The 25,374-nt window shown below is 61.0% G+C and carries 20 protein-coding genes and 1 rRNA gene; 4 read left to right on the top strand and 17 right to left on the bottom strand.

The genetic code is table 11. The features are described from left to right. Nucleotides 1-7: 7 nt before the first annotated feature. The 7 genes from ccoG to rph all read right to left on the bottom strand — a co-directional run bounded on the left by ccoG (nucleotide 8) and on the right by rph (nucleotide 7,900). On the bottom strand, nucleotides 8-1,459 hold the full coding sequence (ccoG, locus tag VF684_RS08760) for a cytochrome c oxidase accessory protein CcoG (RefSeq protein WP_005357450.1): 1,452 nt from the start codon (nucleotides 1,457-1,459) through the stop codon (nucleotides 8-10). A gap of 155 nt (nucleotides 1,460-1,614) precedes the next feature. Further along, a complete protein-coding gene (locus tag VF684_RS08755) occupies nucleotides 1,615-1,878 on the bottom strand; it encodes a YihD family protein (RefSeq protein WP_005339598.1) in 264 nt (87 codons plus the stop codon). A gap of 30 nt (nucleotides 1,879-1,908) precedes the next feature. Further along, entirely contained in the window at nucleotides 1,909-3,063 is a 1,155-nt protein-coding gene (locus tag VF684_RS08750) for a GGDEF domain-containing protein (protein ID WP_005339596.1), read from the bottom strand. A 127-nt stretch (nucleotides 3,064-3,190) separates the two neighbouring features. Then, nucleotides 3,191-3,580 (bottom strand): Cu(I)-responsive transcriptional regulator, encoded by a 390-nt coding sequence (cueR, locus tag VF684_RS08745; RefSeq protein WP_005356117.1) that lies wholly within the window; start codon nucleotides 3,578-3,580, stop codon nucleotides 3,191-3,193. Further along, the gene (locus VF684_RS08740) at nucleotides 3,581-6,010 is read right to left on the bottom strand and encodes a heavy metal translocating P-type ATPase (RefSeq protein ID WP_440174154.1); all 2,430 of its coding nucleotides are present in this window, start codon (nucleotides 6,008-6,010) and stop codon (nucleotides 3,581-3,583) included. It lies immediately after the preceding gene. Between the two features lie 178 nt (nucleotides 6,011-6,188). Continuing rightward, the gene (gene pyrE, locus VF684_RS08735; protein WP_421248121.1) at nucleotides 6,189-6,842 is read right to left on the bottom strand and encodes an orotate phosphoribosyltransferase; all 654 of its coding nucleotides are present in this window, start codon (nucleotides 6,840-6,842) and stop codon (nucleotides 6,189-6,191) included. A 341-nt stretch (nucleotides 6,843-7,183) separates the two neighbouring features. After that, nucleotides 7,184-7,900 (bottom strand): ribonuclease PH, encoded by a 717-nt coding sequence (gene rph, locus VF684_RS08730; RefSeq protein ID WP_005339589.1) that lies wholly within the window; start codon nucleotides 7,898-7,900, stop codon nucleotides 7,184-7,186. Nucleotides 7,901-8,047: 147 nt separating this feature from the next. Between rph and VF684_RS08725 the strand changes: the two genes are divergently transcribed. Further along, on the top strand, nucleotides 8,048-8,911 hold the full coding sequence (locus VF684_RS08725; RefSeq protein WP_005342032.1) for a YicC/YloC family endoribonuclease: 864 nt from the start codon (nucleotides 8,048-8,050) through the stop codon (nucleotides 8,909-8,911). A 120-nt stretch (nucleotides 8,912-9,031) separates the two neighbouring features. On the opposite strand, the gene VF684_RS08720 is transcribed toward VF684_RS08725, so the two are convergent. Next, nucleotides 9,032-9,937, bottom strand: a complete 906-nt coding sequence (locus tag VF684_RS08720) for a LysR substrate-binding domain-containing protein (RefSeq protein ID WP_139441597.1) — start codon at nucleotides 9,935-9,937, stop codon at nucleotides 9,032-9,034. A 120-nt stretch (nucleotides 9,938-10,057) separates the two neighbouring features. On the opposite strand from VF684_RS08720, the gene VF684_RS08715 reads away from it, so the two are divergent. Both VF684_RS08715 and fghA read left to right on the top strand, forming a co-directional pair. Next, complete coding sequence (locus VF684_RS08715; protein ID WP_120416233.1) at nucleotides 10,058-11,185, top strand: S-(hydroxymethyl)glutathione dehydrogenase/class III alcohol dehydrogenase; 1,128 nt, start codon at nucleotides 10,058-10,060, stop codon at nucleotides 11,183-11,185. Between the two features lie 48 nt (nucleotides 11,186-11,233). Further along, complete coding sequence (gene fghA, locus VF684_RS08710) at nucleotides 11,234-12,070, top strand: S-formylglutathione hydrolase (protein ID WP_421319702.1); 837 nt, start codon at nucleotides 11,234-11,236, stop codon at nucleotides 12,068-12,070. A gap of 50 nt (nucleotides 12,071-12,120) precedes the next feature. On the opposite strand, the gene VF684_RS08705 is transcribed toward fghA, so the two are convergent. Then, nucleotides 12,121-12,843 carry a head GIN domain-containing protein gene (locus VF684_RS08705; protein WP_043823240.1) on the bottom strand — a complete coding sequence of 241 codons (723 nt, stop codon included), beginning with the start codon at nucleotides 12,841-12,843 and terminating at the stop codon, nucleotides 12,121-12,123. A 363-nt stretch (nucleotides 12,844-13,206) separates the two neighbouring features. Here VF684_RS08705 and ovoA point away from each other — a divergent pair, with 363 nt between their 5' ends. Then, on the top strand, nucleotides 13,207-15,357 hold the full coding sequence (ovoA, locus tag VF684_RS08700) for a 5-histidylcysteine sulfoxide synthase (protein ID WP_421319704.1): 2,151 nt from the start codon (nucleotides 13,207-13,209) through the stop codon (nucleotides 15,355-15,357). 79 nt (nucleotides 15,358-15,436) lie between these two features. Here the strand turns inward: ovoA and VF684_RS08695 are convergent, their stop codons facing one another. The 8 genes from VF684_RS08695 to rrf all read right to left on the bottom strand — a co-directional run bounded on the left by VF684_RS08695 (nucleotide 15,437) and on the right by rrf (nucleotide 25,349). Beyond that, nucleotides 15,437-16,387 (bottom strand): bile acid:sodium symporter family protein, encoded by a 951-nt coding sequence (locus tag VF684_RS08695; RefSeq protein ID WP_201902797.1) that lies wholly within the window; start codon nucleotides 16,385-16,387, stop codon nucleotides 15,437-15,439. Between the two features lie 292 nt (nucleotides 16,388-16,679). Continuing rightward, complete coding sequence (locus VF684_RS08690; protein WP_440174150.1) at nucleotides 16,680-18,125, bottom strand: amino acid permease; 1,446 nt, start codon at nucleotides 18,123-18,125, stop codon at nucleotides 16,680-16,682. A gap of 166 nt (nucleotides 18,126-18,291) precedes the next feature. Beyond that, nucleotides 18,292-18,630 (bottom strand): tRNA-binding protein, encoded by a 339-nt coding sequence (locus VF684_RS08685; protein WP_005342042.1) that lies wholly within the window; start codon nucleotides 18,628-18,630, stop codon nucleotides 18,292-18,294. Nucleotides 18,631-18,706: 76 nt separating this feature from the next. Beyond that, nucleotides 18,707-20,152 carry an amino acid permease gene (locus tag VF684_RS08680; RefSeq protein ID WP_069529762.1) on the bottom strand — a complete coding sequence of 482 codons (1,446 nt, stop codon included), beginning with the start codon at nucleotides 20,150-20,152 and terminating at the stop codon, nucleotides 18,707-18,709. Between the two features lie 103 nt (nucleotides 20,153-20,255). Then, a complete protein-coding gene (locus tag VF684_RS08675; protein ID WP_201998460.1) occupies nucleotides 20,256-20,711 on the bottom strand; it encodes a beta-galactosidase subunit beta in 456 nt (151 codons plus the stop codon). Then, nucleotides 20,708-23,782, bottom strand: coding sequence for a beta-galactosidase subunit alpha (gene ebgA, locus VF684_RS08670; protein WP_139441590.1), 3,075 nt, complete (start codon nucleotides 23,780-23,782; stop codon nucleotides 20,708-20,710). The genes VF684_RS08675 and ebgA overlap by 4 nt, the downstream gene beginning before the upstream one ends. A gap of 321 nt (nucleotides 23,783-24,103) precedes the next feature. Then, nucleotides 24,104-25,069: a transcriptional regulator EbgR gene (ebgR, locus tag VF684_RS08665; protein WP_139441589.1), complete on the bottom strand. Its 966-nt coding sequence runs from the start codon at nucleotides 25,067-25,069 to the stop codon at nucleotides 24,104-24,106. Between the two features lie 165 nt (nucleotides 25,070-25,234). Beyond that, nucleotides 25,235-25,349: ribosomal RNA gene (gene rrf / locus VF684_RS08660) — 5S ribosomal RNA — on the bottom strand. Nucleotides 25,350-25,374: the final 25 nt, after the last annotated feature.

The raw sequence follows: 25,374 nt of genomic DNA, 5'->3' as shown, positions 1-25,374 counted from the left end.
CACGCAGTTACAACCGGCTGATAAACTTGCTGCCCTGGCGCAGGTTGCCCTTGCTGTCATCGGGCGCAGCCCCCTCCCGTTTCAGCACAAACTGGATATCCAGCGCCGGCCGTTTCAGGTTGTAGGGATCGACCGCCAGACTGACCGGCAGGGTGTAGATCTCGCCCGCCTTCAGGGTCACTTCACGGGGGCCGAACCACTGATACTCGGGCAAGCCCTCCACATCCAGCTGGTAGGTCTGGGACTGCAGGGTCTTGTTGAGGATCTTGAGGGTGTAGGTGTTCTCAATCAGCCCCTCGCTGTTTTCGCGGAACAGCTGGTTGCGATCCCGCAAGATATCGAGCCCCATCGGCATGATGGACATGGCGTTGTAGACAAATACCCCCAGCATCACCGCCATCACCAGCCCGTAACCAATCAGCTTGGGCCGCGCCACATGGGTGGAGTCGTTGGCCAGCTTGTGCTCTGTGGTGTAGCTGATGAGCCCTTTCGGGTAACCCATCCGCTCCATGGTCTGGTCGCAGGCATCGACGCAGGCACCGCAGTTGATGCACTCGTACTGCAGGCCGTCGCGAATATCGATACCGGTCGGGCAGACCTGCACGCAAAGATCGCAGTCGATACAGTCGCCCAGCCCCATCGCCTTGGGATCCGCCTTGCGGGAACGGGCGCCACGGGTCTCGCCACGCTTGGTGTCATAGCCGACGATGAAGGTGTCCTTGTCGAACATGGCGGACTGGAAGCGGGCATAGGGGCACATGTGGATACACATGATGGCACGCATCCAGCCAGCGTTGCCGTAGGTAATGATGGTGAAGAAGATCACCCAGAACAGCACCCATCCGCTGGCCTGCAGAGTGAAGAGGTCCGGCACCAGTTCAGTTACATCCTGGAAGTAGGCGACGAAGGTCAGGCCGGTCACCAGCGAGATCGCCAGCCAGGCCAGATGCTTGGCCCCCTTACGGGCCAGCTTCTCGCCGCTCCAGGGCGCCTCGTCCAGCTTGCGCCGCTTGTTGGCGGGCCCTTCCAGCTTCTCTTCAAACCAGATGAACATGAAGGTCCAGACTGTCTGCGGGCAGAGATAGCCACACCAGACCCGACCGAGGAAGGTGGTAATAAAGAAGAGTCCGAAGGCGGCGATCATGAAGAGCCAGGCGAGCAGGGTCAGATCCTGCGGCCAGATGGTGGCGCCAAAGATATGGAACTGCTGGTGACCGAGGTCGAACAGCACCGCCTGTCGCCCGTCGTAACGCAGCCAGGGCAGCAGCACGAACAGCGCCACAAAGAACCAGCCCATGGCCTTGCGCATCCGCTGCCAATACCCTTTCTGGGCCCGCACATAGATGCGGTTACCCGGGTTGAATCTGTCGTCGCTGGCTTTGAACGTATTGGGGTTGAAGGTCCCGGTTACGCCCTTGTCGGTGACGTCCTTGATATCGATTTTATCGTGGTCGGCCATTGCAAGACATCGCTCCCTTATTTGTTATGGAGCGGATTATATCTTAAACAGCATGCTAATTGTGTGGATTAGATGTATCTAATATTGGGGTTGGATCGCAATTTTCGGCAACAAAAAAGCGCATCACCCCGGGGTGATGCGCTTCCGCTAAAGATTCACTTGATTCCGCGGGCCTTGAGCAGTGCCTCTTTGAAATCGGGCACGTGATCCTTGGCCAGACCGGGGATCATCGCCTGCTTGTCGGATTCCCGCATCTTGAGGTGATAGATCAGCATGTCGTCGGTCAGCTCGGACAGAGGCCCTTCAAATCCCGCTTCTTGGGCCAGTTTGGCAACAAACTGCACCAGGCTGAGATCCTGTTCCTTGATCCAGGCAGGCTGCAACAACTCCAGCAGCTCTTCGATACGATGACATTGCATAGACAACCTCTTTAATCTGTCACGTTAAATTCAGGCAACCTTACCCATCAAGGCTACTTCGATTCGATCCCGCCCATTATGCTTGGCCTGATAGAGTGCCGCATCCGCTTTTTGGATCAAATCGGCGATTTTCATGCTGTTGTCCGGTATCAGTGTCGCAACACCAAAACTACATGTGACCCGACCGGAGACCAGTGACTTCTGGTGCGGGATGGCCAGCTCCTTGAGCGCCTGCCGCACATTGTCCGCCACCTGCAGTGCCCCCTGCATGCCGGTGCAGGGCAGCAGCAATGCAAACTCTTCGCCACCGTAACGGGCCGCCAGATCGTCCTCGCGCCGCTCCACCTCGGCCAGCAGCCCCGCCACCTGTTGCAGGCAGTCATCCCCCAGCTGATGGCCGTAGAGATCGTTGAACTGCTTGAAGTAATCCACATCCACCAGCACCAGCGACAACGGCGCCCGGGCGCGGTGACAGCGCCGCCAGGCCCGCTCCAGAGAGTCGTCGAGATGGGCGCGGTTGGCGATGCCGGTCAGTCCGTCGAGGCGGGAGGTGAGGCGCAAATGCTCGGAGACAGCCTTCAGTTCGGCAACCAGCTCGGCGTTGGAGAAACGGTGGTGGAGCGAGGCGATCTGATCCCGCCGCATCCGGCGCAGCAGGGTCGGCAGAAAGACAAACAGATAGCCCGCCAGCATGCAGGAGACGATCCGCTCCTGCTCGTTGCCATTGCCCAGCTCGAACAGCATCGCCATGCCCAGCGGCAGGGCGGAACCATAGAGGGTACGGCGGCTGCCAAACAGCATGATGGCGCTGCCGGTAAGAATGAGGCTGGAGAGCATCATCATGGCGGCCCGGTAGGTATCGGGCAGCTTGTCCATGTAGAGCAGTACCCCGAGGGCCCAGATGATGGAGGTGATGGTGGCTCCGATAAAGAGCTCCCGCTCCAACACCGGCAGCGGAGTCTGGTGCAGGCGGGCTCGACGCCAGCGCAGGTGCCAGCCCCGACCCAGCAGCCACAGGAAAGTGCCTGCCAGCCAACCGAGCGCTTCGATGGCGGGTAGATAGTCGTGAAACAGCAGACTCCAGCCAAATGCCAACACGCCCAAACAGGGGAGACTGAACGATGCATGGGTATAGAGCTGGGCCATAATGGCCTGCTTAACCTGGCGTGTCACACTCTGGGTCAACTGAGTACTCCTGTACAAGAGCCGAGCAGTCTACCATTACCCCCTGACCCGCAACAATAAAGCGCCGCTTATTAAGAAGTTAATCAATCAATAACGATTTCTTCTGCGCTGGCAGGTGAGTCCTTGCTCACCCCTTCTCCAATTCGTCGAGGATCGGGCACTCGGGATTTTCATCCCCGTGGCAGCAGCAAACCAACCCTTCCAGGGAGGTAAGCATGGCCTGCAGCCCGGCAATGCGGGCGCGCAGATCGACGATCTTCTCCTGCGCCAGCTTCTTCACCTGGGCACTGGTTCTGTGCTCGTCCCGATAGAGCGCCAGCAGCTCCTGACACTCCTCCAGATTGAAGCCGGTCTCCCGCGCCCGCTTGACGAAACGCAGCTCGCGCAGCGCCCCCTCGGTGTAACTGCGATATCCGTTGTCACTGCGTACCGGGGCTGTGATGAGGCCAATGCTCTCGTAATAACGGATGGTCTTGGCAGTCAGCCCTGTGGCCTTGGCAACCTTGCTGATGTTCATTTATGCCTCCTTATTGATCGGGTTGGATGCTGGCCCGTGCGCCGCCCTGGGCTGCCAGCGTTTCAATAACAGGGAATTGCTCAAAACGGTAATGCTGCTCAGGGCCATGGCCGCCCCCGCCAGCTCGGGGCTGAGGTAGCCCAGTGCCGCCAACGGAATGCCGATGATATTGAACACGAAGGCCCAGAACAGATTCTGCTGGATGGTGCGCCAGGTCGCCGCCGAGATGTCGATGGCATCGGCCACCAGCCGCGGGTCGGATCGCATCAGGGTGATGGAAGCGGTCTCCATCGCCACATCGGAGCCGGATCCCATGGCGATGCCGACATCCGCCGCCGCCAACGCCGGAGCATCGTTCACCCCGTCCCCCACCATGGCCACCAGCCCGCGGGTTTGCGCCCGCAGCGCCTCCACTTTCTCCACCTTGCCGGCTGGCAGTACAGAGTCAAAGGCCCCGTCCAGCCCCAGCTTGGCGGCAATATGGGCCACCGGCGCCGGTGCATCGCCGCTCACCAGCCAGCTGGCAATGCCGCGCTGACGCAGAGTGGCGATGGCTTCCGGACTCTCGGGGCGCAGGGTATCGGCCAGCGCCGCGATACCGGCCACCACGCCGTCGATGGCCACCCAAACCCGGGTCGCCCCATCGGCGGCTTGTTCATCCTGTTGCGGCGGTTCAATGCCGAGCTGGGCTAGCAGGGAACCATTACCGATAGCGACCCTGTGACCCTCCACCTGACCCACTATACCGGCACCGACCCGCACCTCTACCTCATCGGGCTGAGGCAGTATCGCCTCCTTGCCGACTGCCTCGCGCATGGCCAGCGCCAGCGGGTGTTCGCTCGCCTGCTGCAGGGCGGCAGCGAGGCGCAGTTGCTCGTCATTGCCGCTCCAGCTCGCCAGCACCGGCTTGCCTTGAGTGAGCGTGCCGGTTTTGTCGAAGATGAGCGCCTTGATGGCGTGAGCCTTCTGCAGGGTATCGACATCTTTGATCAGAATGCCGTGACGCGCCGCCACCCCGGTGCCGGTAACGATGGCCGCCGGCGTTGCCAGCCCCAGCGCGCAGGGACAGGCGATCACCAGCACGGCCACCGCCGCCAGCAGCGCCTGACCGAAGTCGTTGCTGATGGCGTACCACACCAGCAGGGTGAACAGGGCGATGGCCATCACCACCGGCACGAACACGGCGGAGACCTTGTCCACCAGCTGCTGCAGCGGCGCCTTGCCCATCTGGGCGCTCTCCACCAGCGCGATGATCTTGCTGAGGCTGGAATCCTCCCCCACGGTAGTGGCTTCGATCTCCAGCACACCGGAGCGGTTGATTGCACCGCCCAGCACCTTGTCGCCCACACTGCGCGGCACCGGCAGGCTCTCACCGGTGAGGATCGACTCGTCCAGCTCGCTGGCGCCGCTCACGATTTTGCCATCCACCGGCACCCGCTCACCCACCAACACCCGCAACCGATCGCCGCGCAGCACCTCGTCAATGGCGACGCTCTGCCAGCTCTCGCCACGCCAGACGGTGGCGGTCTCCGGCCGCAGCGCCATCAGTTCGCGAATGGCGGACTGGGTGCTGCGTCTGGCCCGTGCCTCCAGCAGTTTTCCCAACGAAATCAGGGTAATGATGATGGAGCTCGCCTCGAAATAGAGCTTGCCGCTGGCAGCCATCCCCAGCGTCAACAACAGATAGAGGCTGTAGAAGTAGGCGGCGCTGGTACCGGTGGCCACCAGCACATCCATATTGGCTGCGCGGTTCTTGATGGCGAGCCAGGCGCCGCGATAGAAGCGGGCGCCGATCCAGAACTGCACCGGGGTGGCGAGCAGCAGCTCCAGCCAGGCGGGCAGATGCCAGGGGAACAGTCCGGCCATGGCCAGCATCCCCACCAGCAGCGGCAACGTCAGCAAAGCCGAGACGATGACCCGGGTTTGAGCCTGACGGGCAGTAGCGGCCTCCTGCGCTTCCCGCTCCAGCAACTGCTGGCGACGGCCGCTGGCCGAGCCTTGTGCCAACTGGGCGCCAAAGCCGAGCGCTTCGATCTGCTCGCGCAAAGCGGCTGGCGTCTGCATCCCGGGGACCAGCACGATCCGGGCCTGTTCGATGGAGAAGTTGACCTCGGCCGAGATAACGCCGGGCAGCGCGGCCAGCATCTTGTTCAGTCGAGCCGAACAACCGGCACAAGTCATACCGGTAATTTGAAACAAAAAGGTCTCGCTGCCGTAGTCGTAACCCTGACTCTTGATGCTGTCGAGCACCGCAGACAGGCGATCGGGGCTGGCCAACTCGATGGCCGCCTGCTCCAGCGCGAAGTTGACTGTGGCCTCGACCCCTTCAAGCTCGTTGAGGGCGGTCGTGATGCGGCCTGCGCAGTTGGCGCAGCTCATGCCGCTGAGCGGCAACTGCAGATGAATGGGTGATTGAAGATGAGTGGTCATGTTGTTCCTCCCCGGAACCCGTCGGCACCACAAAACGCCGACGGGTAAACCCTAACCTTTACTGTAAGGGTAAGCTCAAGCCACATGATCCACTTTTTGCAGATGAAAAAACGGCGCCCGTTTGCTGCCAGAGAGCAAACGGGCGCCGCATTCAGCTATTGCGCGGTGTGAGCGGAGCTCAGATGCCGTACTGGGCGCGATAAGCATTCATGGCCGCCAGTTGCTCAGCCAGCTCCGGCTGTTCGCCCTGCTTCTCTTCCAGATACTGGATCAGGTCGCTCATCTGGATGATGGCGATGATGTGGGCGCCGTAGTCACGTTCCACTTCCTGAATGGCGGAGAGCTCGCCCTTGCCCTTCTCCTGACGGTCCAGCGCGATCAGCACGCCCGCCAGCGAGGCGCCGTTGGCCTGGATCAGATCCATGGATTCCCGGATGGCGGTGCCGGCGGTGATGACGTCGTCCACCAGCATGATGCGCCCCTTGAGCGGGCTGCCCACCAGATTGCCGCCCTCGCCGTGATCCTTGGCCTCCTTGCGGTTGAAACACCAGGGCACATCCACATCGTGCTGCTCCACCAGCTGCACAGCAGTGGCGGAAGCGATGGGGATCCCCTTGTAGGCCGGGCCAAACAGCACATCGAACTCGATGCCGGCATCCATCAGGGCGGCGGCATAGAAGCGGCCGAGACGGGCCAGATCGCGGCCGCTGTTGAACAGACCGGCGTTGAAGAAGTAGGGGCTTTTACGACCGGATTTCAGGGTAAATTCACCGAATTTGAGGACCTGTTTCTCCAGGGCGAACTCGATAAATTGACGCTGGTAGGCTTTCATTCTGGCTCCTTGCTTGGCTTGTCGTTGTCTTGTGTGGGGGTATAAAAAAACGCGGTCAATGCCGCGTTTGCAGGATCTGTTGACGCTTCGTCACAGCCGCGACGGAGTCGGTTTTTGCGCAGAACTAGGCATGAGATGCGAAGTTTGGTAATCCAAACGAGGCATCGAATAACGACGTTATGCACAAAAACAGACCCGTCCCTACGGGTTGCGTGGCAAAGGATGCCATGCGTTGTTGCAGGACTTGCCAATGGAATAACCATTGGCGGCATCCTGCGCCTAGCCTGGCATCCTTTGACACTGCAACGCGACTTGTGCCGAAACATCAACAGGTCCTGGTATCAGGAGAGCGACTGCTTCTGCAGCGCAATGATGTCGGCGATGCCGCCCTTGGCGAGCGCCAGCATCTCCAGCAGCTCTTCATGGGTGAAGGGCTCGGCCTCCGCGGTGCCCTGCACCTCGATGATGCGACCATCTTCGGTCATCACCACGTTCATGTCGGTCTCGGCGGCGGAGTCTTCGATGTACTCCAGATCGCAGATGGCTTCGCCCTGATACATGCCGACGGAGACGGCGGCGATCATCTGCTTGAGCGGGCTCTGCTTGATCATGCCCTTCTCGACCATCCAGTTCAGCGCATCCACCAGCGCCACGCAGGCACCAGTAATGGAAGCGGTGCGGGTGCCGCCATCGGCTTGCAGCACGTCACAGTCAACTGTGATGGAGTGCTCGCCCAGCGCAGTCAGGTCTACCGCTGCGCGCAGGGAGCGGGCGATCAGCCGGGAGATCTCCAGAGTGCGGCCACTCTGCTTGCCGGAGGCCGCTTCGCGGTTCATCCGGGAGTGAGTGGAGCGCGGCAGCATGCCGTATTCGGCAGTCACCCAGCCCTGGTTCTTCCCTTTCAGGAAGCGAGGCACGCTGGTGTCGACGCTGGCGGTGCAGAGCACGCGAGTGTTACCGAACTCCACCAGCACTGAGCCTTCTGCATGTTTGGTGAAATTGCGGGTAATGGTAACCGGGCGAAGTTGCGCGGCACTGCGATCGCTTGGACGTGACATGGAACGGACCTCTGGGCTGGCTCAAATTGGCGGGGGATTATAAGTGATCCCGCCCCAAATATCAGCCGCTAAAACCACGGCATCGGCTGACGAACAGGGCCGGGCTGAGTATACTGGCCGCACACTTCATCAAGCTCGGAACAATCAATGATTCACAGCATGACCGCCTACGCCCGCAAGGAATTCAAGGGCGACTGGGGCACAGCCGTTTGGGAAATTCGTTCGGTAAACCAGCGCTATCTGGAGACCTACATTCGCCTGCCGGAGCAACTGCGCAGCCTGGAGCCGGTACTGCGTGAGCGTTTCCGCGCCAAACTGCAGCGCGGCAAGGTGGAGTGCAACCTGCGTTTCGAGGCTGCTCAGGCCGCAGCCAGCCAGCTGCACATCAATGAAGAGCTGGCCAAGCTCATCATCGACAGCGCCAGCTGGGTAATGAAAGAGGCGGGTCAGGGCCAGCTCAATCCGGTCGACGTGCTGCGCTGGCCGGGCGTCATGGCTGCCGCCGAGCAGGACATGGACGCGGTCGCCACCGAGCTGCTCGGCGGTTTTGACCAGACCATGGAAGATTTCCTCGCCTCCCGCGCCAGCGAAGGGGCCAACCTAAAGGCGCTGATCGAACAGCGTCTGGCCGGTATTCAGGTGGAAGTGAAGAAGGTGCGCGTCCACCTGCCGCAGATCATCGAGTGGCAGCGCCAGAAGCTCACCGACCGGCTGGCCGAAGCCAAGGTCGAGCTGGACCCGGCCCGCATCGAGCAGGAGATCGTGCTGCTGGCCCAGAAGATCGACGTGGCCGAAGAGCTGGATCGTCTGGAGATGCACATCAGCGAGACCAACAAGATCATGAAGAAGGGTGGCGCCTGCGGTCGTCGTCTCGACTTCATGATGCAGGAGTTCAACCGCGAGTCGAACACCCTCGGCTCCAAGTCAATCAATGCCGAAGTGACCCAGTCCGCCGTCGAGCTGAAGGTTCTCATCGAGCAGATGCGCGAGCAGATTCAGAACATCGAGTGATGAGTCACCGACCATCCGGTTGTTGCCTGCAAAAGAGCCCTTGACTCCTCAAGGGCTCTTTTATTTTCAGGCCATCGCACCTGTCGCCCGCCTCCGGTAAGTCAGCGGCTGGGGAACACCCTAGCCTATCGGCATCACCAGCGCAGGTTGTTGAGGGTCGCTCAGCCGCTCGGCCAGATAGTCAACCAGCAGCCGCACCTTGGGGGAGAGGTGGCGGTTATGGGGATAGAGGGCCCAGATCCCCTCGGCCGGGGCCCGCAGTTCAGGCAGCAACTCGATCAGCTCGCCTCGGGCCAGATGGTCGCTCACGTAGTAGTCCGGCAGCTGGATGATGCCGATCCCCTTGAGCGCCGCATCCAGCAGGGCGTGGCCGCTGTTGCACTGCAACAGGCCGCGCACCCGCACGCTGTGGGAGTGCCCATCCAGAGTGAAGTGCCACTCGTCGCTATTGCCCACCAGACAGGTATGGCGGGTCAGCTCGGAGAGGCTGTTGGGCATGCCGTGGCGGGCGGTGTAGGCCGGTGACGCGCAGACATAGGGCACCCGCTGTGCCAGCTTGCGCGCCACCAGCGTCGAATCCTTGAGGTGGCCAAGCCGAAGCGCCAGATCGTAGCCTTCGTGCACCAGATCCAGCAGCTGGTTGGTGAGGTTGAGGGTCACCTCCAGCTGGGGGAAACGCACCATGAAGTCATTCACCAGCGGGGCGATGCGGCTCTCGCCATAGGAGACGGGGGCAGTGATGCGCAGCGAACCCTGCGGCACCGCCTGATGGCGCCCCACCGCCAGCTCCGCCTCGTAGAGGTTGTCGAGCAGCTGACGACAGTGGCGATAGTAGATCTCGCCGAGCTCGGTGAGCCGCACCTGACGGGTGGTGCGCAGCAGCAGCTTGGCCTGCAGCCGATCCTCCAGCTGCGCCACCTGACGGCTCACTTGCGCCACCGATACTCCCAGCTTGCGTGCCGCCGGAGTAAAGCCCCCCTGCTCCGCCACGCTGACAAATTCACAGATCCCTTCCCAGCCGAACATTATTACCTATGTGTAAAAGTGATTTGAGATTTTCCCTCATTATCACCAAATCGGCGGGAAACTACACTGAATGTCCGAACTCATCTCTGTTCACCCTGCTCAACAAGAAGGATGTCATTCATGGCACAGGTTCAAAGCATCAAGTGTAAAGCCGCCATCGCCTGGGGCCCGGGTCAGCCCCTCTCCATCGAAGAAGTCGAGGTCATGCCACCGCAAGCGGGCGAAGTGCGGGTGCGCATCGTCGCGACCGGCGTCTGCCACACCGATGCCTTCACCCTCTCCGGTGAAGATCCGGAAGGGGTCTTCCCCTGCATTCTCGGTCACGAGGGGGGCGGCATCGTCGAATCGGTCGGCGAAGGGGTCACCAGCGTCAAGGTGGGCGATCACGTGATCCCGCTCTACACCCCCGAATGCGGCGAGTGCAAATTCTGCAAATCCGGCAAGACCAACCTCTGCCAGAAGATCCGCGCCACCCAAGGCAAGGGGCTGATGCCGGACGGTACCACCCGCTTCTCGAAAGATGGCCAGCCCATCTATCACTACATGGGCACCTCCACCTTCAGCGAATACACGGTACTGCCGGAGATCTCCATCGCCAAGGTGGACCCGGCCGCCCCGCTGGAAGAGGTCTGCCTGCTCGGTTGCGGCGTCACCACCGGCATCGGCGCCGTGATGAACACCGCCAAGGTGAAAGAGGGTGAGAGCGTCGCCATCTTCGGGCTCGGTGGCATCGGCCTCTCGGCGGTGATCGGGGCTCGTCTGGCCAAGGCCGGTCGCATCATCGCCATCGACATCAACGAGAGCAAGTTCGAACTGGCCCGCAAGCTGGGCGCCACCGACTGCATCAACCCGAACGACTACGACAAACCGATTCAGGAGGTGATCGTCGAGCTGACCGACGGCGGCGTCGACTTCTCCTTCGAGTGCATCGGCAACGTCAAGGTGATGCGCGCGGCGCTCGAGTGCTGCCACAAGGGGTGGGGCGAATCGGTCATCATCGGCGTCGCCGGAGCGGGTCAGGAGATCAGCACCCGTCCGTTCCAACTGGTGACAGGTCGGGTCTGGCGTGGCAGCGCCTTCGGCGGGGTACGCGGTCGCAGCGAACTGCCGAGCTATGTGCAGCGCTACATGCAAGGTGAGTTCCGCCTCGATGACTTCATCACCCACACCATGCCGCTTGAGCAGATCAACGAGGCGTTCGATCTGATGCACCAAGGCAAGAGCATCCGCACCGTCATCCACTACTGAGCATGATCACCCCGCCCGCCATCGTGGGCGGGGTGCAGGAGTCTTTCGATGAATCTGGAGATTATCAGCAGCAACAAGAGCTTCGGCGGCTGGCACAAGCGCTATCGCCACCACGCCAGCGTGCTCGGCTGCGAGATGAATTTTGCCATCTATCTGCCGCCTCAGGCCCTTACCGGCCAGAAGGTACCCGTGCTCTACTGGCTCTCCGGCCTCACCTGCACCGATGAGAACTTTATGCAGAAGGCGGGCGCCCAGCGCATCGCCGCCGAGCTCGGCATCGCACTGGTGGCGCCGGACACCAGCCCCCGTGGCGACGGCATAGCCGACGACCCCGGTTATGACCTCGGCATGGGCGCAGGCTTTTACGTCAATGCCAGCCAGAGCCCCTGGCAGGCGCACTACCAGATGTATGACTACGTCACCCGCGAACTGCCTGACTTGATAGAGACCCACTTCCCGGTCTCGACCCGGCGCGCCATCAGCGGCCACTCCATGGGCGGTCACGGTGCGCTGATCGCCGCGTTGCGAGAGCCGGGTCGCTACCGCTCGGTGTCGGCGTTTAGCCCCATTTGCCACCCGAGCCGCTGCCCCTGGGGCCAGAAGGCGCTTGGCGCCTATCTCGGCAGCAATCCTCTGCTGTGGCAGGAGTGGGATGCCTGCCAGCTGCTGCGCCACCAGCCGGTCACGCCGCTACCAACCCTGGTGGATGTGGGGCTGGATGATCCCTTCCTCGCCGAGCAGTTGCATATCGATGCGCTGGCCGAAGTGGCCGCCAGCAAGGAGTGGCCACTGGAGCTCAACCGCCACGAGGGCTATGACCACAGCTACTACTTCGTGGCGAGCTTTATCGAGGCGCACCTGCGCTTTCACGCCCGCCACCTCTGATCAAAACAGGCCCGTTGCGGGCCTGTTTCAGTTGTGGTGATCGGTTGATATCAGCTGCCCGCTCGGGTCACGCCGCCGGAGCCTGCGATCTGCTGCTCTACCTTGGGATCGCCCCAGTAGGCGATGTTGCCTGAACCGGCGATGCCGACTTTCAGCGTCTCCTGCGCCCGCACCGCCACATCACCGCTGCCGGCGATATTGACCTCTACCTCGTTGCCGCGCATCTCGCTCCCGAGCACATCACCAGACCCGGCAATGTTCAGCTCGATGGCCTGTGCCGAACCGCTGCCCAGCTCCAGACTGCCGGTGCCTGCGATATTCCCTTCCAGCCGTTTCAGCTCCAGCTGACTGGCGACGATGTCACCGGTACCGGCCACCGATAGCACCAGCTCATCGCCCTTGAAACCGCTCAGATCGCCGTTGCCGGTCCCGGCCAATGCCAGTTCGTTCAGCACAGGCAAGGTGATGGTCAGCTCCAGCGGCTCGGTAGGCTCGAGCCGGTAACCCTCCTTCACCTCGATCTCCAGCTTGTCACCGCTCTCGGTCAGCACCAGATAGGGCAGCAGGTTCTCCTGCCCCTTGATCAGGATACCGCGCGGCTCCCCCGCAACCAGATGGAGGGTGGCAGGCACCCCCGCCAGCACCCGGGTCACCCCGTCACCAAGCGCCTGCTGGCGCTCGACCACAGCTCCCGTTCCGGTCACTCTGGTCTGATCCAGCCAGTGACAACCACTGAGCCCTGCCATCAACATGACAACCATCATCCATTTCATCGCTACTCTCCTCCTTATGTGTTGGCCATCCAGGGCCAATTGGTTTTCATGCTCTGCAAAGCGTGAGCCAAAAATTAACCTAATGATTCAAAAGGAAATAACCATTTCAACCAGAACAGACAGAAGAATCAAGAGAGCCATTTAGACCATATTTTGGTGAAAATAACCATTCTCGAACGGATATGATTGTGGCTGATTGGCGGGTCGTCCTGCCGGTCACTATGCTGACAGCCCGTGGAAGTTTTTAATTGCCCTGCCGGTCTGTTGAGCCAATAGTGGTACTTCGTGCGTACCAAGCTCTCCATTGCGGTAATGTCATTACCACTGTCTTGTCAGTCTTCACTGCCAACAAGGAGCCAGAGCGTGACCCAAGCAAGCCCTCTCTATGCCACCGCCACCGGTCTGCCGGAACCGACTCGCACCCCGCTGCTGACCGGCAGCGATCCCGAGCAGAAACGGCGCGAACTGCTCACCTACTTCTGCCAGACCTTCGATCTCTACGACTCGCTGTTCGACTGTCTGGCCGATGAGCGGGCCTGGTTCAACAAGGCGATCCCGCTGCGCCACCCGCTCATCTTCTACTACGGCCACACCGCCGCCTTCTTTATCAACAAGCTGCTGGCGGCACGCCTGATCGATCAGCGGCTGGATGCCCGCATCGAGGCCATGGTCGCCATCGGGGTGGACGAGATGAGCTGGGATGATCTGGACGAGACCCACTACGACTGGCCAAAAGTCACCGAGCTGCGCAGCTATCGGGCCAGAGTCCGTTCGCTGGTGTGCGATTTCATTCGCCAGATGCCGCTCACCCTGCCCATCGACTGGCAGAGCCCGGCCTGGGTGATCCTGATGGGGATAGAGCACGAGCGCATCCACCTCGAGACCTCCAGCGTGCTGATCCGCCAGTTGCCGCTCGCCTGGGTGCGGCCGCAACCTTATTGGCCCGCCTGTACCGAAACCCGCCACCGCATTGATCAGGTGCCCGCCAACAGTCTGCTGCCGGTGGCAGGCGGCAAGGTGCGCCTTGGCAAGCAGGACGCCACCTACGGCTGGGACAACGAATATGGCGAGCGCCATATCGAGCTGGCCCCGTTTCAGGCCAGCCGCATGCTGGTGAGCAATGCCGAGTACCTCGCCTTCGTCCAGGCGGGCGGCTACGGCCAGCAACAGTGGTGGGATGAGGAGGGATGGGGCTGGTGCCAGTACGCCAGGGCGCAGATGCCCACCTTCTGGGTGGGTGATTCCACCAAGCCCGAACAACTGCAGCTGCGGCTGATGACCGAGCAGGTCGCCATGCCCTGGGACTGGCCGGTCGAGGTCAACCAGCTGGAAGCGGCCGCCTTCTGTCGCTGGAAGGCGGCCCGGACCGGACTCCCCATCCAGCTGCCGAGCGAGGCGGAGTGGATGCTGCTGCGCGAGCAGCTACCCAGCGATCAGCCGGACTGGACACAGGCCCCCGGCAATATCAATCTGGCCCGTTTTGCCTCCTCCTGCCCGGTGGATGCCTGCCCGCAAGGGGAGTTCTTCGATCTGGTAGGCAATGTCTGGCAGTGGACCAGCACCGCCATCGACGGTTTCGACGGCTTTAAAATCCACCCGCTCTACGACGACTTCTCCACCCCCACCTTTGATGGCAAGCACACCCTGATCAAGGGTGGCAGCTGGATCAGCACGGGTAACGAAGCGCTCAAATCATCCCGTTACGCCTTTCGGCGTCACTTCTTCCAGCATGCGGGTTTCCGCTATCTGGTCTCCCGTTATCAGGAACCCGTTATCGTGAATCCCTATGAAACCGACACGCTGGTCGCTCAGTACCTCGACTTCCAGTACGGCCCGAGCCACTTCGGGGTAGCCAACTACGCCAAGACGCTTGCTGATCTTGCTGGCGAGCTCTGCAGCAACCACCAGCGGGCACTGGATATCGGCTGTGCCACCGGCCGCGCCAGCTTCGAACTGGCCCGCCACTTCCAGCATGTGGACGGGGTGGACTACTCGGCCCGCTTCATCGATGTGGCGCTGGCCCTCGCCAGTCAGGACAGCTTCCGCTACGCCATTCCGCTGGAGGGTGAACTGGTGGAGTATTGCGAGGCGCGCCTGTCGAGCCACGGGCTGGGGGTGAGTCAGGCGGAGCGCATCCACTTCAGTCAGGGGGATGCCTGCAACCTCAAGCCCAAATATGACCACTACGATCTGGTGCTCGCCTCCAACCTCATCGACCGGCTGCGGGAGCCCGCCCGCTTCCTGCGAGACATAGCACCCCGGCTGCGCAGCGGTGGCCTGCTGGTGCTCACCAGCCCCTATACCTGGCTGGCGGAATATACCCCGCCCGCCAACTGGCTCGGCGGCATTCGCGAAAACGGCGAGGCGCTCACCACCTATCAGGCGCTGCAACGGCTGCTGGCGGCAGAGTTTGAGGAGCACTGCCCGCCGCGGGATGTGCCCTTCGTCATCCGCGAGACCGCCCGCAAATACCAGCACACGGTGGCGCAGCTCACCGTCTGGCGCAAACGCTAGCACGCCGATCGGCATGCAGATGAGAAGAGGGAGGCCAACGGGCCTCCCTCTTGTTATTGCAATAAAAACGGCGCGAGTATCAATGCCCCTGCTCGTGATAGCGGCGGGCCAGCACGGCGCAGACCATCAGCTGGATCTGGTGGAAGATCATCAGCGGCAGCACCATCACCCCGACGCTGGCGGCGGGGAACATGACGTTGGCCATCGGCACCCCGTTGGCCAGACTCTTTTTCGAGCCGCAGAAGACGATGGTGATCTCGTCCGCCTTGTTGAAGCCGAGGCGGCGGCTGATCCAGACGTTCCAGCAGAGTACCAGCGCCAGCAAGACGCAGCTCAGCAGTACGATACTGGCCAGATCGTACCAACTTACTTGACGCCAAATCCCCTGCACCACCGCCTCGCTGAAGGCCACATAGACCACCAGCAGAATGGAGCTCTGATCCAGCTTGCCGATGAGCGGACGGTGGCTATCGACCCAGCGGCCGATCAGCGGACGCGACAGGTGGCCCACCACGAACGGCAGCATCAGCTGCATCATGATGGACTGGATGGAGTGCCAGGTGTCGATCCCCTCCCCCTGTACGTGGATCATCATCCCCACCAGCACCGGCGAGAGAAAGATACCGAGGATGCTGGAGGCCGAGGCGCTGCACACCGCCGCCGACACATTGCCCCCCGCCATCGAGGTAAAGGCGATGGCCGACTGCACGGTGGCAGGCAGGGCACAGAGATAGAGGAAGCCGAGGTAGATGGCCGGGCTCAACCAGCTCGGCACCAGCGGGGTGAGCAGCAGCCCCAGCAGCGGAAACAGCACGAAGGTGCTGAGCATCACCACCAGATGGAGCCGCCAGTGACCGAGGCCCGCCAGCAGGTTCTGGCGCGACAGCTTGGCGCCATGCATGAAGAACAGGAGCGCCACCGCCAGCTTGGTCAGCAGACCGAACCAGACGGCCACCTGCCCCTCGCAGGGAAAGAGGGAGGCCAGGGTGACCACCGCAATCAGCACAACAGTAAAGGGATCCAGACGCACGAAAGGTCTCCATCAGAGGGCATCCTGCTACCGTGGCGGCAGTCAGGATTGGGGAGGACAAGAAACAGAGCGGGAGATGTCTGGCACCTCCCGCTAAAACGAACCTCCAGCTTACCCCGATAACGGAGAGGCGCAACGTTGTGCAGCGGTTAATTGTTCATCAATGCTTAACACCTTTGCTTTGTTGAATAGCGGAAGTTGATGACCCGCGGCCAGATAGCGCCAAACCGGGGCTAAATGGATAAAAAAACGGGCGACCCAAGCCGCCCGTCCCGCTTTTTCACCCAGCCGATCAGCGCTGGCTGACCAGCTTGCCGTTGCCGATCTTCTTGTCATTGCCGGCGAGCTTGCGGGCCTGCCGCTTCTCGAAGCGGGAGATCCACCAGTAGGCCAGTGCCGAGAAGACCGCGGTCATAAAGACGTTGATAAAGAAGGCGCGCACCAGATCCACCCCGGCCGGGAAGGCGGAGGCACTCATGCTCACCACGAAGATGGCGATCAGCACCGACACCACCGCCATCCCGAACTTGCGCGACCCCATGCGGAAGTCGCGGGGGGTGTCGTCATGTTTCCAGCGGAACACGAAGTAGGCCACCATGATGAAGATCGGCGGCAGCATGGCGGTACCGGCGGTGAGGTTGATGGCGGTGTTCATCATCTGCTGCACCGACTCGGAGCCGAAGCCGTTGACCACCAGCATCGCGAACACGAAGACAAACTGCCACCAGGCGGCGCGCACCGGCACGCCGTGCTCGTTGAGCTGGGTGGTCTTCTCGCCGTAAACCCCCTGCGGGATCTCGGAGAAGTGGATCTTCACCGGCGCCGAGGTCCACATCATCATGGAGCCGAACATGGCGATGAACAGCACCACGCCGACGAAGCGGCCCACCAGCACCTCGGAAAGCCCGAAGTACTGCGCCATGCCGGTGAAGATCTCTACCATGCCGCCGGCATAGGTGAGGCTCTCGCGCGGCACGAACACGTTCACCAACAGGGAACCGACCGCATACATGGCACCGATGACGATACCGGCACTGATGATCACCTTGATAAAGGACTTCTGGCCCCCCTTCACGTCATTGAGGTAGGCCGCCGCAGTCTCGGCACCGCCCGCCGCCTGGAAGATCCAGCACATGATGCCGAGCGTAGCCCAGTTGACGGTGGGAGTCATCGCCTCCAGCGTGATGGGCTGGGCCGGCACATGATCGCCACTCAGAGCCATCAGGGCACCCAGCACATAGATGGCGAACAGGGCAAACACCCCGTAGGCCACGATCTCCGCAATCTTGCCGAGCCAGCTCGCCCCCTTGGTGGAGATGTGGGTCGCCGCCGCAAACAGCACGATGGAGATGATCGAGGTGACCATGGGCGAGAAGCTGTACTCATAGCCCAGCATGGCGTAGGAGGCGTAGGCGATGACGTTGGGCAGCAGGGAGACGAACCAGAACAGGTTCACGAACCAGTAGAGAAACGAGCCCAGATAGGCCATCCGGGTGCCGAGCGGCTTTTTCAGCCAGTCGTACATCCCCGACTCGGAGTTTTTATTGGCCGAGACGAACTCGGCGATGATGAAGACGAACGGGATGAAGTAGACGATGGTCGCCAGCAGGAAGATGGGGGCGGAGCTGAGCCCCAGCTCGATGTTGTTGTTGACGATGTTGCGCACGTTGAACACGGCGGCAAAGGTCATCGACAACAGGGCAAACTTGCCTATGGTGCCGCGTACGGATTCAGACATGGTGTCCTCCAGTGGACTCGCGCTCCCTGCGGGTAACGCTGTGACTCTGTGATGTGTTCGGCAAGGGTCTGTCGGCCCCGCGCTTTACTCTCTTGTTATGATCGGGCCGCGAGGACGGCCTCGTTGGTGAACCGGAGCAGTCTCCCACACCGGCTCGCAATACCATTCAGACGATCGGAGTGCCCGGCGCCATCGGCACCCGCGGTTGCAGCAGCACGCTCTGGCTCTCGTCCGGGGTCTCGGCGCACAGCAACATGCACTCGGATCGCTCACCGCGCATTTTGGTGGGCTTGAGGTTGGTCAGCACCACCACCTCGCTGCCCATCAGCTCCTCTTCGCTGTAGTAAGGCACCAGACTGGTGACGGTCTGCAGCGGCCGCTCGCCACCCACGTCGATCTGGACGATGTAGAGTTTGTCGGCACCGGGGTGACGCACCACCTCCAGCACCTTGCCCACCTTCATCTCGACCCGCTTGAATTCGGCAAACTCGATCGTCTCGCTCATGCTCTTTTCCTTTTCTGGTTCAACGGTTTGCGGGTGGCCAACGGCCACCCGGTTTGATTGGGATTCAATGCAGTGGCTATGGCGTCTGCATGGCAACCTGCGCTGTCGGCTGGGCCTCTTTGGCACGCGCTTCGGCACTGAGGGAGGCCTCGTATCTGTTGTATTTCCACCAGGCGAAGCCGAGGAAAATCACGATCCCGCCGACGTTGTAGAAGATGATGGTCATGATGTCGGCGCCGGTCGGGAAGGTGGAGGCGAGGAAGCCCACCGAGAAGATGGCGATCAGCACCGAGACCACGGCGATGCCGGTGGTGCGCGAACCCATCTTGAACTCCCGTGGCAGGTGGTCGAGCTTCAGGCGCAGATTGAGGTAGGCCAGCATGATGAACAGCGGCGGCAGCATGGAAGCGGCGGCGGTCATGTTGATGACGGTGTTCATCAGATCCTGCGCTGTGTTGGAGCCCAGAGTCGGGATCACCATCAGCGGCAGCACGATGAGGTACTGGATCCAGGCTGCACGGGCGGGCACGCCGTTCTCGTTCAGCTCGACCGTCTTCTTGCCGAAAATGCCGGCCGGGATCTCGGAGAAGAAGATCTTCACCGGGGTCGCCGTCCACATCAGCAGGGAGCCGAACATGGCGGTGAAGGAGACCAGCCCGACGAAGCGGTTCATCAGGATCTCCGGCAGGCCGAAGTAAGCCGCCAGCCCTTCAAACACCTGCACCGAGCCGCCGGTATATTTCAGGGTGTCGCTGTGGACGAACACGTTGATCAAAAGCGATGCGATGGAGTAGAGCACGCCGATAAAGATCCCGGCGACGATGATCACCTTCACGAAGGATTTGGAGCCGCCTTTCACGTCATTGACGTAGACCGCCACCGACTCGGCGCCACCGGCTGCCATAAAGATCCAGGTAGTAATACCCAGGAAGGCCCAGCTGAAATCGGGGACCATGGCCTCTACCGTGATGGGGTCAGCCGGTTGCACGCCGCCCACCAGTGCCGCACCCGCCAGCAGGATGTAGGAGAGGGTCAGCAGCAACATCAGGGACGAGGTCACCGAGGTGATGGGGCCGAGCATCTTGGCGCCGTTGGTGGAGACGTAGGTGGCAAAGGCAAACAGCACCATGCTCAATGCCGTGGTCGCCACCGGAGTGAGAATGTACTCGTAGCCGAGGAAGGCATAGGAGGCGTAGGCGATGACCCGCGGCAGCAGCGAGGTGAAGAAGAAGAGGTTCACGAACCAGTAGGTGTAGGCGGAGATAAAGGCCCAGCGACCGCCGAGGGAGCTCTTCACCCAGGCATAGACGCCCGCTTCGGAGTTCTTATTCAGTGACACAAATTCCGCAATGATCAGGCAGAACGGAATGAAGTAGAAAATGGTGGCCAGAAAGAACATCGGGGCCGAGGCCAGACCGATTTCGATGTTGTTGTTGATGACGTTGTTGAAGCTGAATACCGCCGCGAAGGTGAGCGACAGCAGACCAAACTTGCCTATCGTATTGCGTTTGGAATCAGACATGGTGCATCTCCAGACCTGTAATTATCTCAGCGAAAGGGCGGGGCATGATTTGTAGGGTGAGCCCCGCCCTTCCGGCTTTTATCAGTGCAGAACCGGCGGCTTGTTATTTGTTCTTGAAGTAGCCGCCTTCGACGGTGACCTTGATGATCACCTTGCGCACCGGCGCATCGCCGACGAAGCGGTAGGCCTCGTCGTTCTCGAAGATCACCACCTGCCCATTGCCGACCTGCTGGCGCTCACGCACCTCACCGGCCAGCCACTCGCGGTCGGTGGTATCGTCATAGGCCTGCTCGACCGCCAGCTCGCTCTTGGCAGCCCACTCCACCGTCTCTGCCCCTTCCAGGTAGTAGTGGACGTCGAAGTAGCGGCGCTGCCCCTCGAACAGGGAGGTGGCCGGGCTGGCCCCCTCCTGCAAGCGGTAGGTGAGGGAGTCACCGATGGAGTGGCAGATGCCGGGCTTGAGGTTTGGCAGGTTGTTGATGACCTCCACGCAGCGGCCCCACTTCTTGCCCTCCCGGTAGATGTTTTTGAACAGGGTCAGGTTGTCCAGGGTGATCATGCGAGGTTCCTCCCGCCGTTGATGGTGAGATCGAGCCCGGCCAGCGCAGCCGGGTTGAGGTTGCCACGGGCGATGGGCAGCAGGGTCAGGCCGAAGCTGAACGGCTCGAAGCGCACCCGCCAGGAGTCCAGCACCTCGGAGCCCCAGGAGTTGGAACCCAGCCCCAGTACCTTGTGATCCAGATTGAGGGTGAGATAACCACTCGGCTCCAGCTCGTTGATGTGCTGCGCCGCGTGGATATGCTCCCAGCTGTAGGGCCAGACGCTCAGATTGATGGGGGCATCGGGTCGCACGTAGAGACCGGCGCCGTGACGGTTGGTCAGGGTCGCCCAGCGCACCTGCTGGCGGTTGCCGTTGTCCTGCGGGAAGGGGTAGTGCTCCCACATCTCGCTCACCGTGCTCTGGAAGCTGTCGATCCAGTTGCTCTGGCGGCTGTCCTGATAGTTTTCGCCCGGGCCCATGCCGTAGTAGTGCACCCGGTCGAGATCCTGACGCATGCCCAGCTCGAAGCCGATCTTGGGGATGATGTCGTCATAGCCGCCGTAGGGCTGACCGGAGAGTGCCACGTGCAGTTGGCCGTTCGGGCTCAGGGTGTAGACGTAGCGGCAGCGCATGCCGAAGTCGAACACCGGCGGCGCGATCAGGCTCTCCACCGTCACCTCGACCGCCTCACCCAGCTGGCGCCAGCTCAGAGTGCGGAAGTGCTCCTGCATGATCTGCAGGTGGTTCGGGTGCCACAGGCTCTCGTACTCCTGCTTGTGGTTGTCGATCATCGGCTTGAAGAAGGTGAGGCGCGGCGAGCGCTCGATGAGCTCATTGCCATCTTGCTGCCAGCTCACCAGCTTGCCGTCTAGGCGCGAGAAGCGCAGGGCAAAGCCGCTGCCGCTCAAGGTCAGCGAGAGGCGCTCGTCGGCAATCTGCAATGCTGTGGCGTTGGGATTGGCAAAGGGCTGCAGCTGACGAGTCGATGCCTTCAGTTGGAACTGGTACTGGCCCAGCTCGTGCTCCGCCGCGCTGTAGCGGGTGGCGGTGGCCTTGATGACCCGCAGCTGGACGAAGGTTTCCCGCCCATCGAGGGATGGCAGTTCGAGCTGCAGCTCTGTTGTGGCACCGGGAGCCACCCCTTCCAGCCGGATTTGCTGGCTGGCCAGCAGCTCGCCCTCGGCCTTCACTTCGACCAGCAGGCGGATGTCGTCGAGAGTGGAGAACCAGTAGCGGTTTTCCACCGCCAGCTTGCCACTCGCCAGATCCAGCGCGCGCACCTTGACCGGGCAGATCACCTGCTTGTATTCGCGCAGGCCCGGCCCAGGGGTTTGATCCGGATAGATGAGGCCATCCATGCAGAAGTTGTAGTTGTTGGGGTAGTCGCCGTAGTCGCCGCCGTACTTGTAAACGGGGCGGCCCTGCTCATCCTGATCCAGAATGCCGTGATCGCACCACTCCCAGATGTAGTGGCCCTGAATGTGGGGATGGCGGTCAAACACCTGCTGGTATTCGCTGAGGCCACCCGGGCCATTGCCCATGGCGTGGGCGTATTCGCAGAGGATGCGCGGCTTCTCCATCGGGAACTCGCCGAAGCAGTTCATCTGGGAGACGCGGGAATACATGGTACTGACCACATCCACCACCTCGGCATCGCGATCCTCTTCGTAGTGCACCAGCCGGGTCGGGTCGATCGCCTTGCAGCGCTGGTACATGGCTCTGATGTTGCAGCCGTAGCCGGACTCGTTGCCGAGCGACCAGATGATGATGGAGGGGTGGTTCTTCTGGGCGTGTACGTGGCGCTCGATGCGATCCACGAACACCGGCTCCCAGAAGGGATCGTCGGTGATGCGGCTGAGATCGCCGACGTTGGCAAAACCGTGAGTCTCCACGTCGGTCTCCGCCATCACGAACAGACCGTACTGGTCGCACAGCTCGTAGAAACGCGGGTCGTTCGGGTAGTGGGCGGTGCGCACCGAGTTGAGGTTGTGCTGCTTCATCAGCACGATATCGCGCTCAACACGATCCATACCGACCGCGCGGCTCTTGAGGTGGTCATTGTCGTGACGGTTCACCCCGTGCAGCTTGAGGTAGTGGCCGTTGACGTAGAAGAGGCCATCCTTGACCTTGATTTCACGCACCCCAACCCGCTGCGGGATCACTTCCAGCAGCTCGCCCTGACCGTTGTAGAGGGAGAGTTGCAGCTGATAGAGGTAAGGGTCTTCGGCACTCCACAGACGGGGGGTGGCCAGATCCAGCGTGAAGCGGCAATCACACTTGCCGTCGATGGCGAGATGATCGAGCGAGCCGCTGGCGATCTCGCGGCCCTGATCCAGCAGCGACCAGACCAGACGGTGATCTCGGGCAGCCGACCCCAGATTTTCCAGCTGGATATCGCAGCTCAGGGTGGCGCTTTGATTGTCATCGGCCAGCGCGGTGCGGATGAAGAAGTCCTGCACATGGGCGGCCGGTTTGCCCACCAGATAGACGTCGCGGAAGATCCCCGCCATCCACCACATGTCCTGATCTTCGATATAGGTGGAGTCAGCCCACTGCATCACCCTTACCGACAGCAGGTTCTCGCCGATGTTGGCGTAGGCGCTGATATCGAACTCGGCGGTGAGACGGCTCCCCTTGCTGAAGCCGACGTAGTGGCCGTTCACATAGACCTCGAAGTAGGTCTCCACCCCGTCAAACTTGATGATCACCTGCTCGCCGTCCCAGGCCGGGCTCAACATGAAGCTGCGCTGATAGGCGCCGGTGGGGTTGTTGGTCGGCACGAAGGGCACGTCGATGGGGAAGGGAAAACCTTCGTCGGTGTACTGCAGCTGACCATGTCCTTCCATCTGCCACATGTTGGGCACGGTGATCTGGCCCCACTCGCTCATGGGGCTGTGATAGAAGGCCTCCGGCACCTGCAGGGGGTGGTCAAAGTAGTGGAACTGCCACTGGCCGCCAAGGCTCAGAAAACGACGGCTCAGCTCGCGCTGCATGGTTGCCGCCAGCGCGTGGTCGGCATAAGAGAAGAAGTAGGCGCGCGGAGCCAGCCTGTTTTCACCAACGAATTGGACGTTTTCCCAGTTATTCACATGTCCTCCCGGAACAAGGCAACGTTAACTGGGTAAACTCTAGATAAACATTTACTAAATATCAGCTTTGGATTGGTAAAGTTTTAACCTGATCACAATGAACAGATGGTTTTGTGAGCGAGATCAGAAGCGGGAGATAAAGGAGGGCAAGATATGGAGGAGTGGCATGGATGTTGATAACAGTTGGCTGACTAGCAATAAAATCAACTATAAAACAATATGATATGAAGTTGTTGGATGATATGGGAAAGAGGTTTGCTTGGGAGATGTGTCGCACCACCGCAAGATGGTGCGACTAAAAAGCAGAATATTTTACTAAAATCAGCGAGTAGTGCCGCGCAGGGTCAACTTGCTCGGTACCAACACCCGGAGTGGAATATCCCGCTCGTCTCGCAGCCGCTCAACCAGCAGATTGACCCCCTGGGTGCCCATCAACTCGGAGTGGATCCGCACCGTTGAGAGCGGCGGGAAGGTGAACTTGGCGGTCGGGATATCGTTGACGCTGATAAGCTCTATTTGCTGGGGAATCGCCAGTCCCTTCTCATGAATGGCACGCAGCACGCCAATGGCGATGGAGTCGGAGGCGACGAACAGCGCCTTGGGCCAATCCCCTGCCAACATCTCTTTTGCCAACTGGTAGCCGGAAGCGCTGGAGAAGTCCCCGCGATAGAGGTCGCTCTCCTGCACCACCCCCAGCCGCTGGCCATAATCGCGGAAGGCCAGTTCGCGCAGATCCGGATGCTCATCCTGGCCACCGATATAACCGATACGCTGGTGCCCCTGCGCGATGAAGTAATCGACGACCTGCTGGCTGATCAGGGCAAGATCCACATCGACCGAGTCGAACTCTCCCTGTGAACGGCAGTCGACAAACACCAGCTGGCTGGAACAAGCCCTGAGTTGGGCAAGGCGCTCGGCTGTGAGGGTGCCGACCACCAGGATGCCATCCACGGCGCTCAATTCACGCCCTTCACCACAGTTGTAGAGATGAGTCAGTTCGATATTGAGGCGGGCACTCTGGGTCTCGATGCCATAACGGATGGCGAGATAGTAAGGGTCGTTGACCTCGGTACTCTGGGGATAGGCATAGACCACCAGAAAGTGCAGCTTGCTCTTGTGTACCCCCTTGCGGGCGCTGCTGGTCTTGTACTCCAGCCGTTCGGCAATCTCGAAGATCCGCTGCTTGGTCTCTTCCTTGACGCTCAGGCTGGGATCCTCGTTCAGTACCCGGGATACCGTCGCGAGAGAAACCCCCGCTTCCTGTGCAATTTCCTTCAACGTAGCCATCAATACCTCGCTGGCAGCATCACGTGTTAATCGGTAACGGCTAAAGAGTAACGGGCAATCCCTTGATAGCCCAGCACTTTTACTAAAATGCCGGCGGCAGCGCAGCTTTTTGGAAGAGAGAAATGCAAAAAGGCCTCCCGAATGGGAGGCCTCTTCTAAATAGGTGCCTGACAGTGTCCTACTCTCGCATGGCGAATGCCACACTACCATCGGCGCTACCGCGTTTCACTTCTGAGTTCGGCATGGGATCAGGTGGTTCCACGGCGCTATTGCCGTCAGGCAAAAGCTTTTAAAACTAACTTGAA

Source organism: Aeromonas sp. Lyrl_2 (assembly GCF_051948815.1).
Taxonomy (GTDB): Bacteria; Pseudomonadota; Gammaproteobacteria; order Enterobacterales; family Aeromonadaceae; genus Aeromonas; species Aeromonas veronii.
The sequence above is the reverse complement of the archived record's forward strand: the minus strand, read 5'-3'. Positions and strand labels throughout refer to the sequence as shown.

Bases quoted from the DNA above. Each gene is read 5' to 3' on its own strand.
- ccoG (WP_005357450.1), bottom strand. From the start codon at position 1,459: ATGGCCGACCACGATAAAATCGATATCAAGGACGTCACCGACAAGGGC.
- VF684_RS08690 (WP_440174150.1), bottom strand. From the start codon at position 18,125: ATGTCTGAATCCGTACGCGGCACCATAGGCAAGTTTGCCCTGTTGTCG.
- VF684_RS08740 (WP_440174154.1), bottom strand. From the start codon at position 6,010: ATGACCACTCATCTTCAATCACCCATTCATCTGCAGTTGCCGCTCAGC.
- VF684_RS08685 (WP_005342042.1), bottom strand. From the start codon at position 18,630: ATGAGCGAGACGATCGAGTTTGCCGAATTCAAGCGGGTCGAGATGAAG.
- cueR (WP_005356117.1), bottom strand. From the start codon at position 3,580: ATGAACATCAGCAAGGTTGCCAAGGCCACAGGGCTGACTGCCAAGACC.
- ebgR (WP_139441589.1), bottom strand. From the start codon at position 25,069: ATGGCTACGTTGAAGGAAATTGCACAGGAAGCGGGGGTTTCTCTCGCG.
- VF684_RS08755 (WP_005339598.1), bottom strand. From the start codon at position 1,878: ATGCAATGTCATCGTATCGAAGAGCTGCTGGAGTTGTTGCAGCCTGCC.
- pyrE (WP_421248121.1), bottom strand. From the start codon at position 6,842: ATGAAAGCCTACCAGCGTCAATTTATCGAGTTCGCCCTGGAGAAACAG.
- VF684_RS08675 (WP_201998460.1), bottom strand. From the start codon at position 20,711: ATGATCACCCTGGACAACCTGACCCTGTTCAAAAACATCTACCGGGAG.
- fghA (WP_421319702.1), top strand. From the start codon at position 11,234: ATGAATCTGGAGATTATCAGCAGCAACAAGAGCTTCGGCGGCTGGCAC.
- VF684_RS08720 (WP_139441597.1), bottom strand. From the start codon at position 9,937: ATGTTCGGCTGGGAAGGGATCTGTGAATTTGTCAGCGTGGCGGAGCAG.
- VF684_RS08680 (WP_069529762.1), bottom strand. From the start codon at position 20,152: ATGTCTGATTCCAAACGCAATACGATAGGCAAGTTTGGTCTGCTGTCG.
- VF684_RS08725 (WP_005342032.1), top strand. From the start codon at position 8,048: ATGATTCACAGCATGACCGCCTACGCCCGCAAGGAATTCAAGGGCGAC.
- VF684_RS08715 (WP_120416233.1), top strand. From the start codon at position 10,058: ATGGCACAGGTTCAAAGCATCAAGTGTAAAGCCGCCATCGCCTGGGGC.
- VF684_RS08705 (WP_043823240.1), bottom strand. From the start codon at position 12,843: ATGAAATGGATGATGGTTGTCATGTTGATGGCAGGGCTCAGTGGTTGT.
- rph (WP_005339589.1), bottom strand. From the start codon at position 7,900: ATGTCACGTCCAAGCGATCGCAGTGCCGCGCAACTTCGCCCGGTTACC.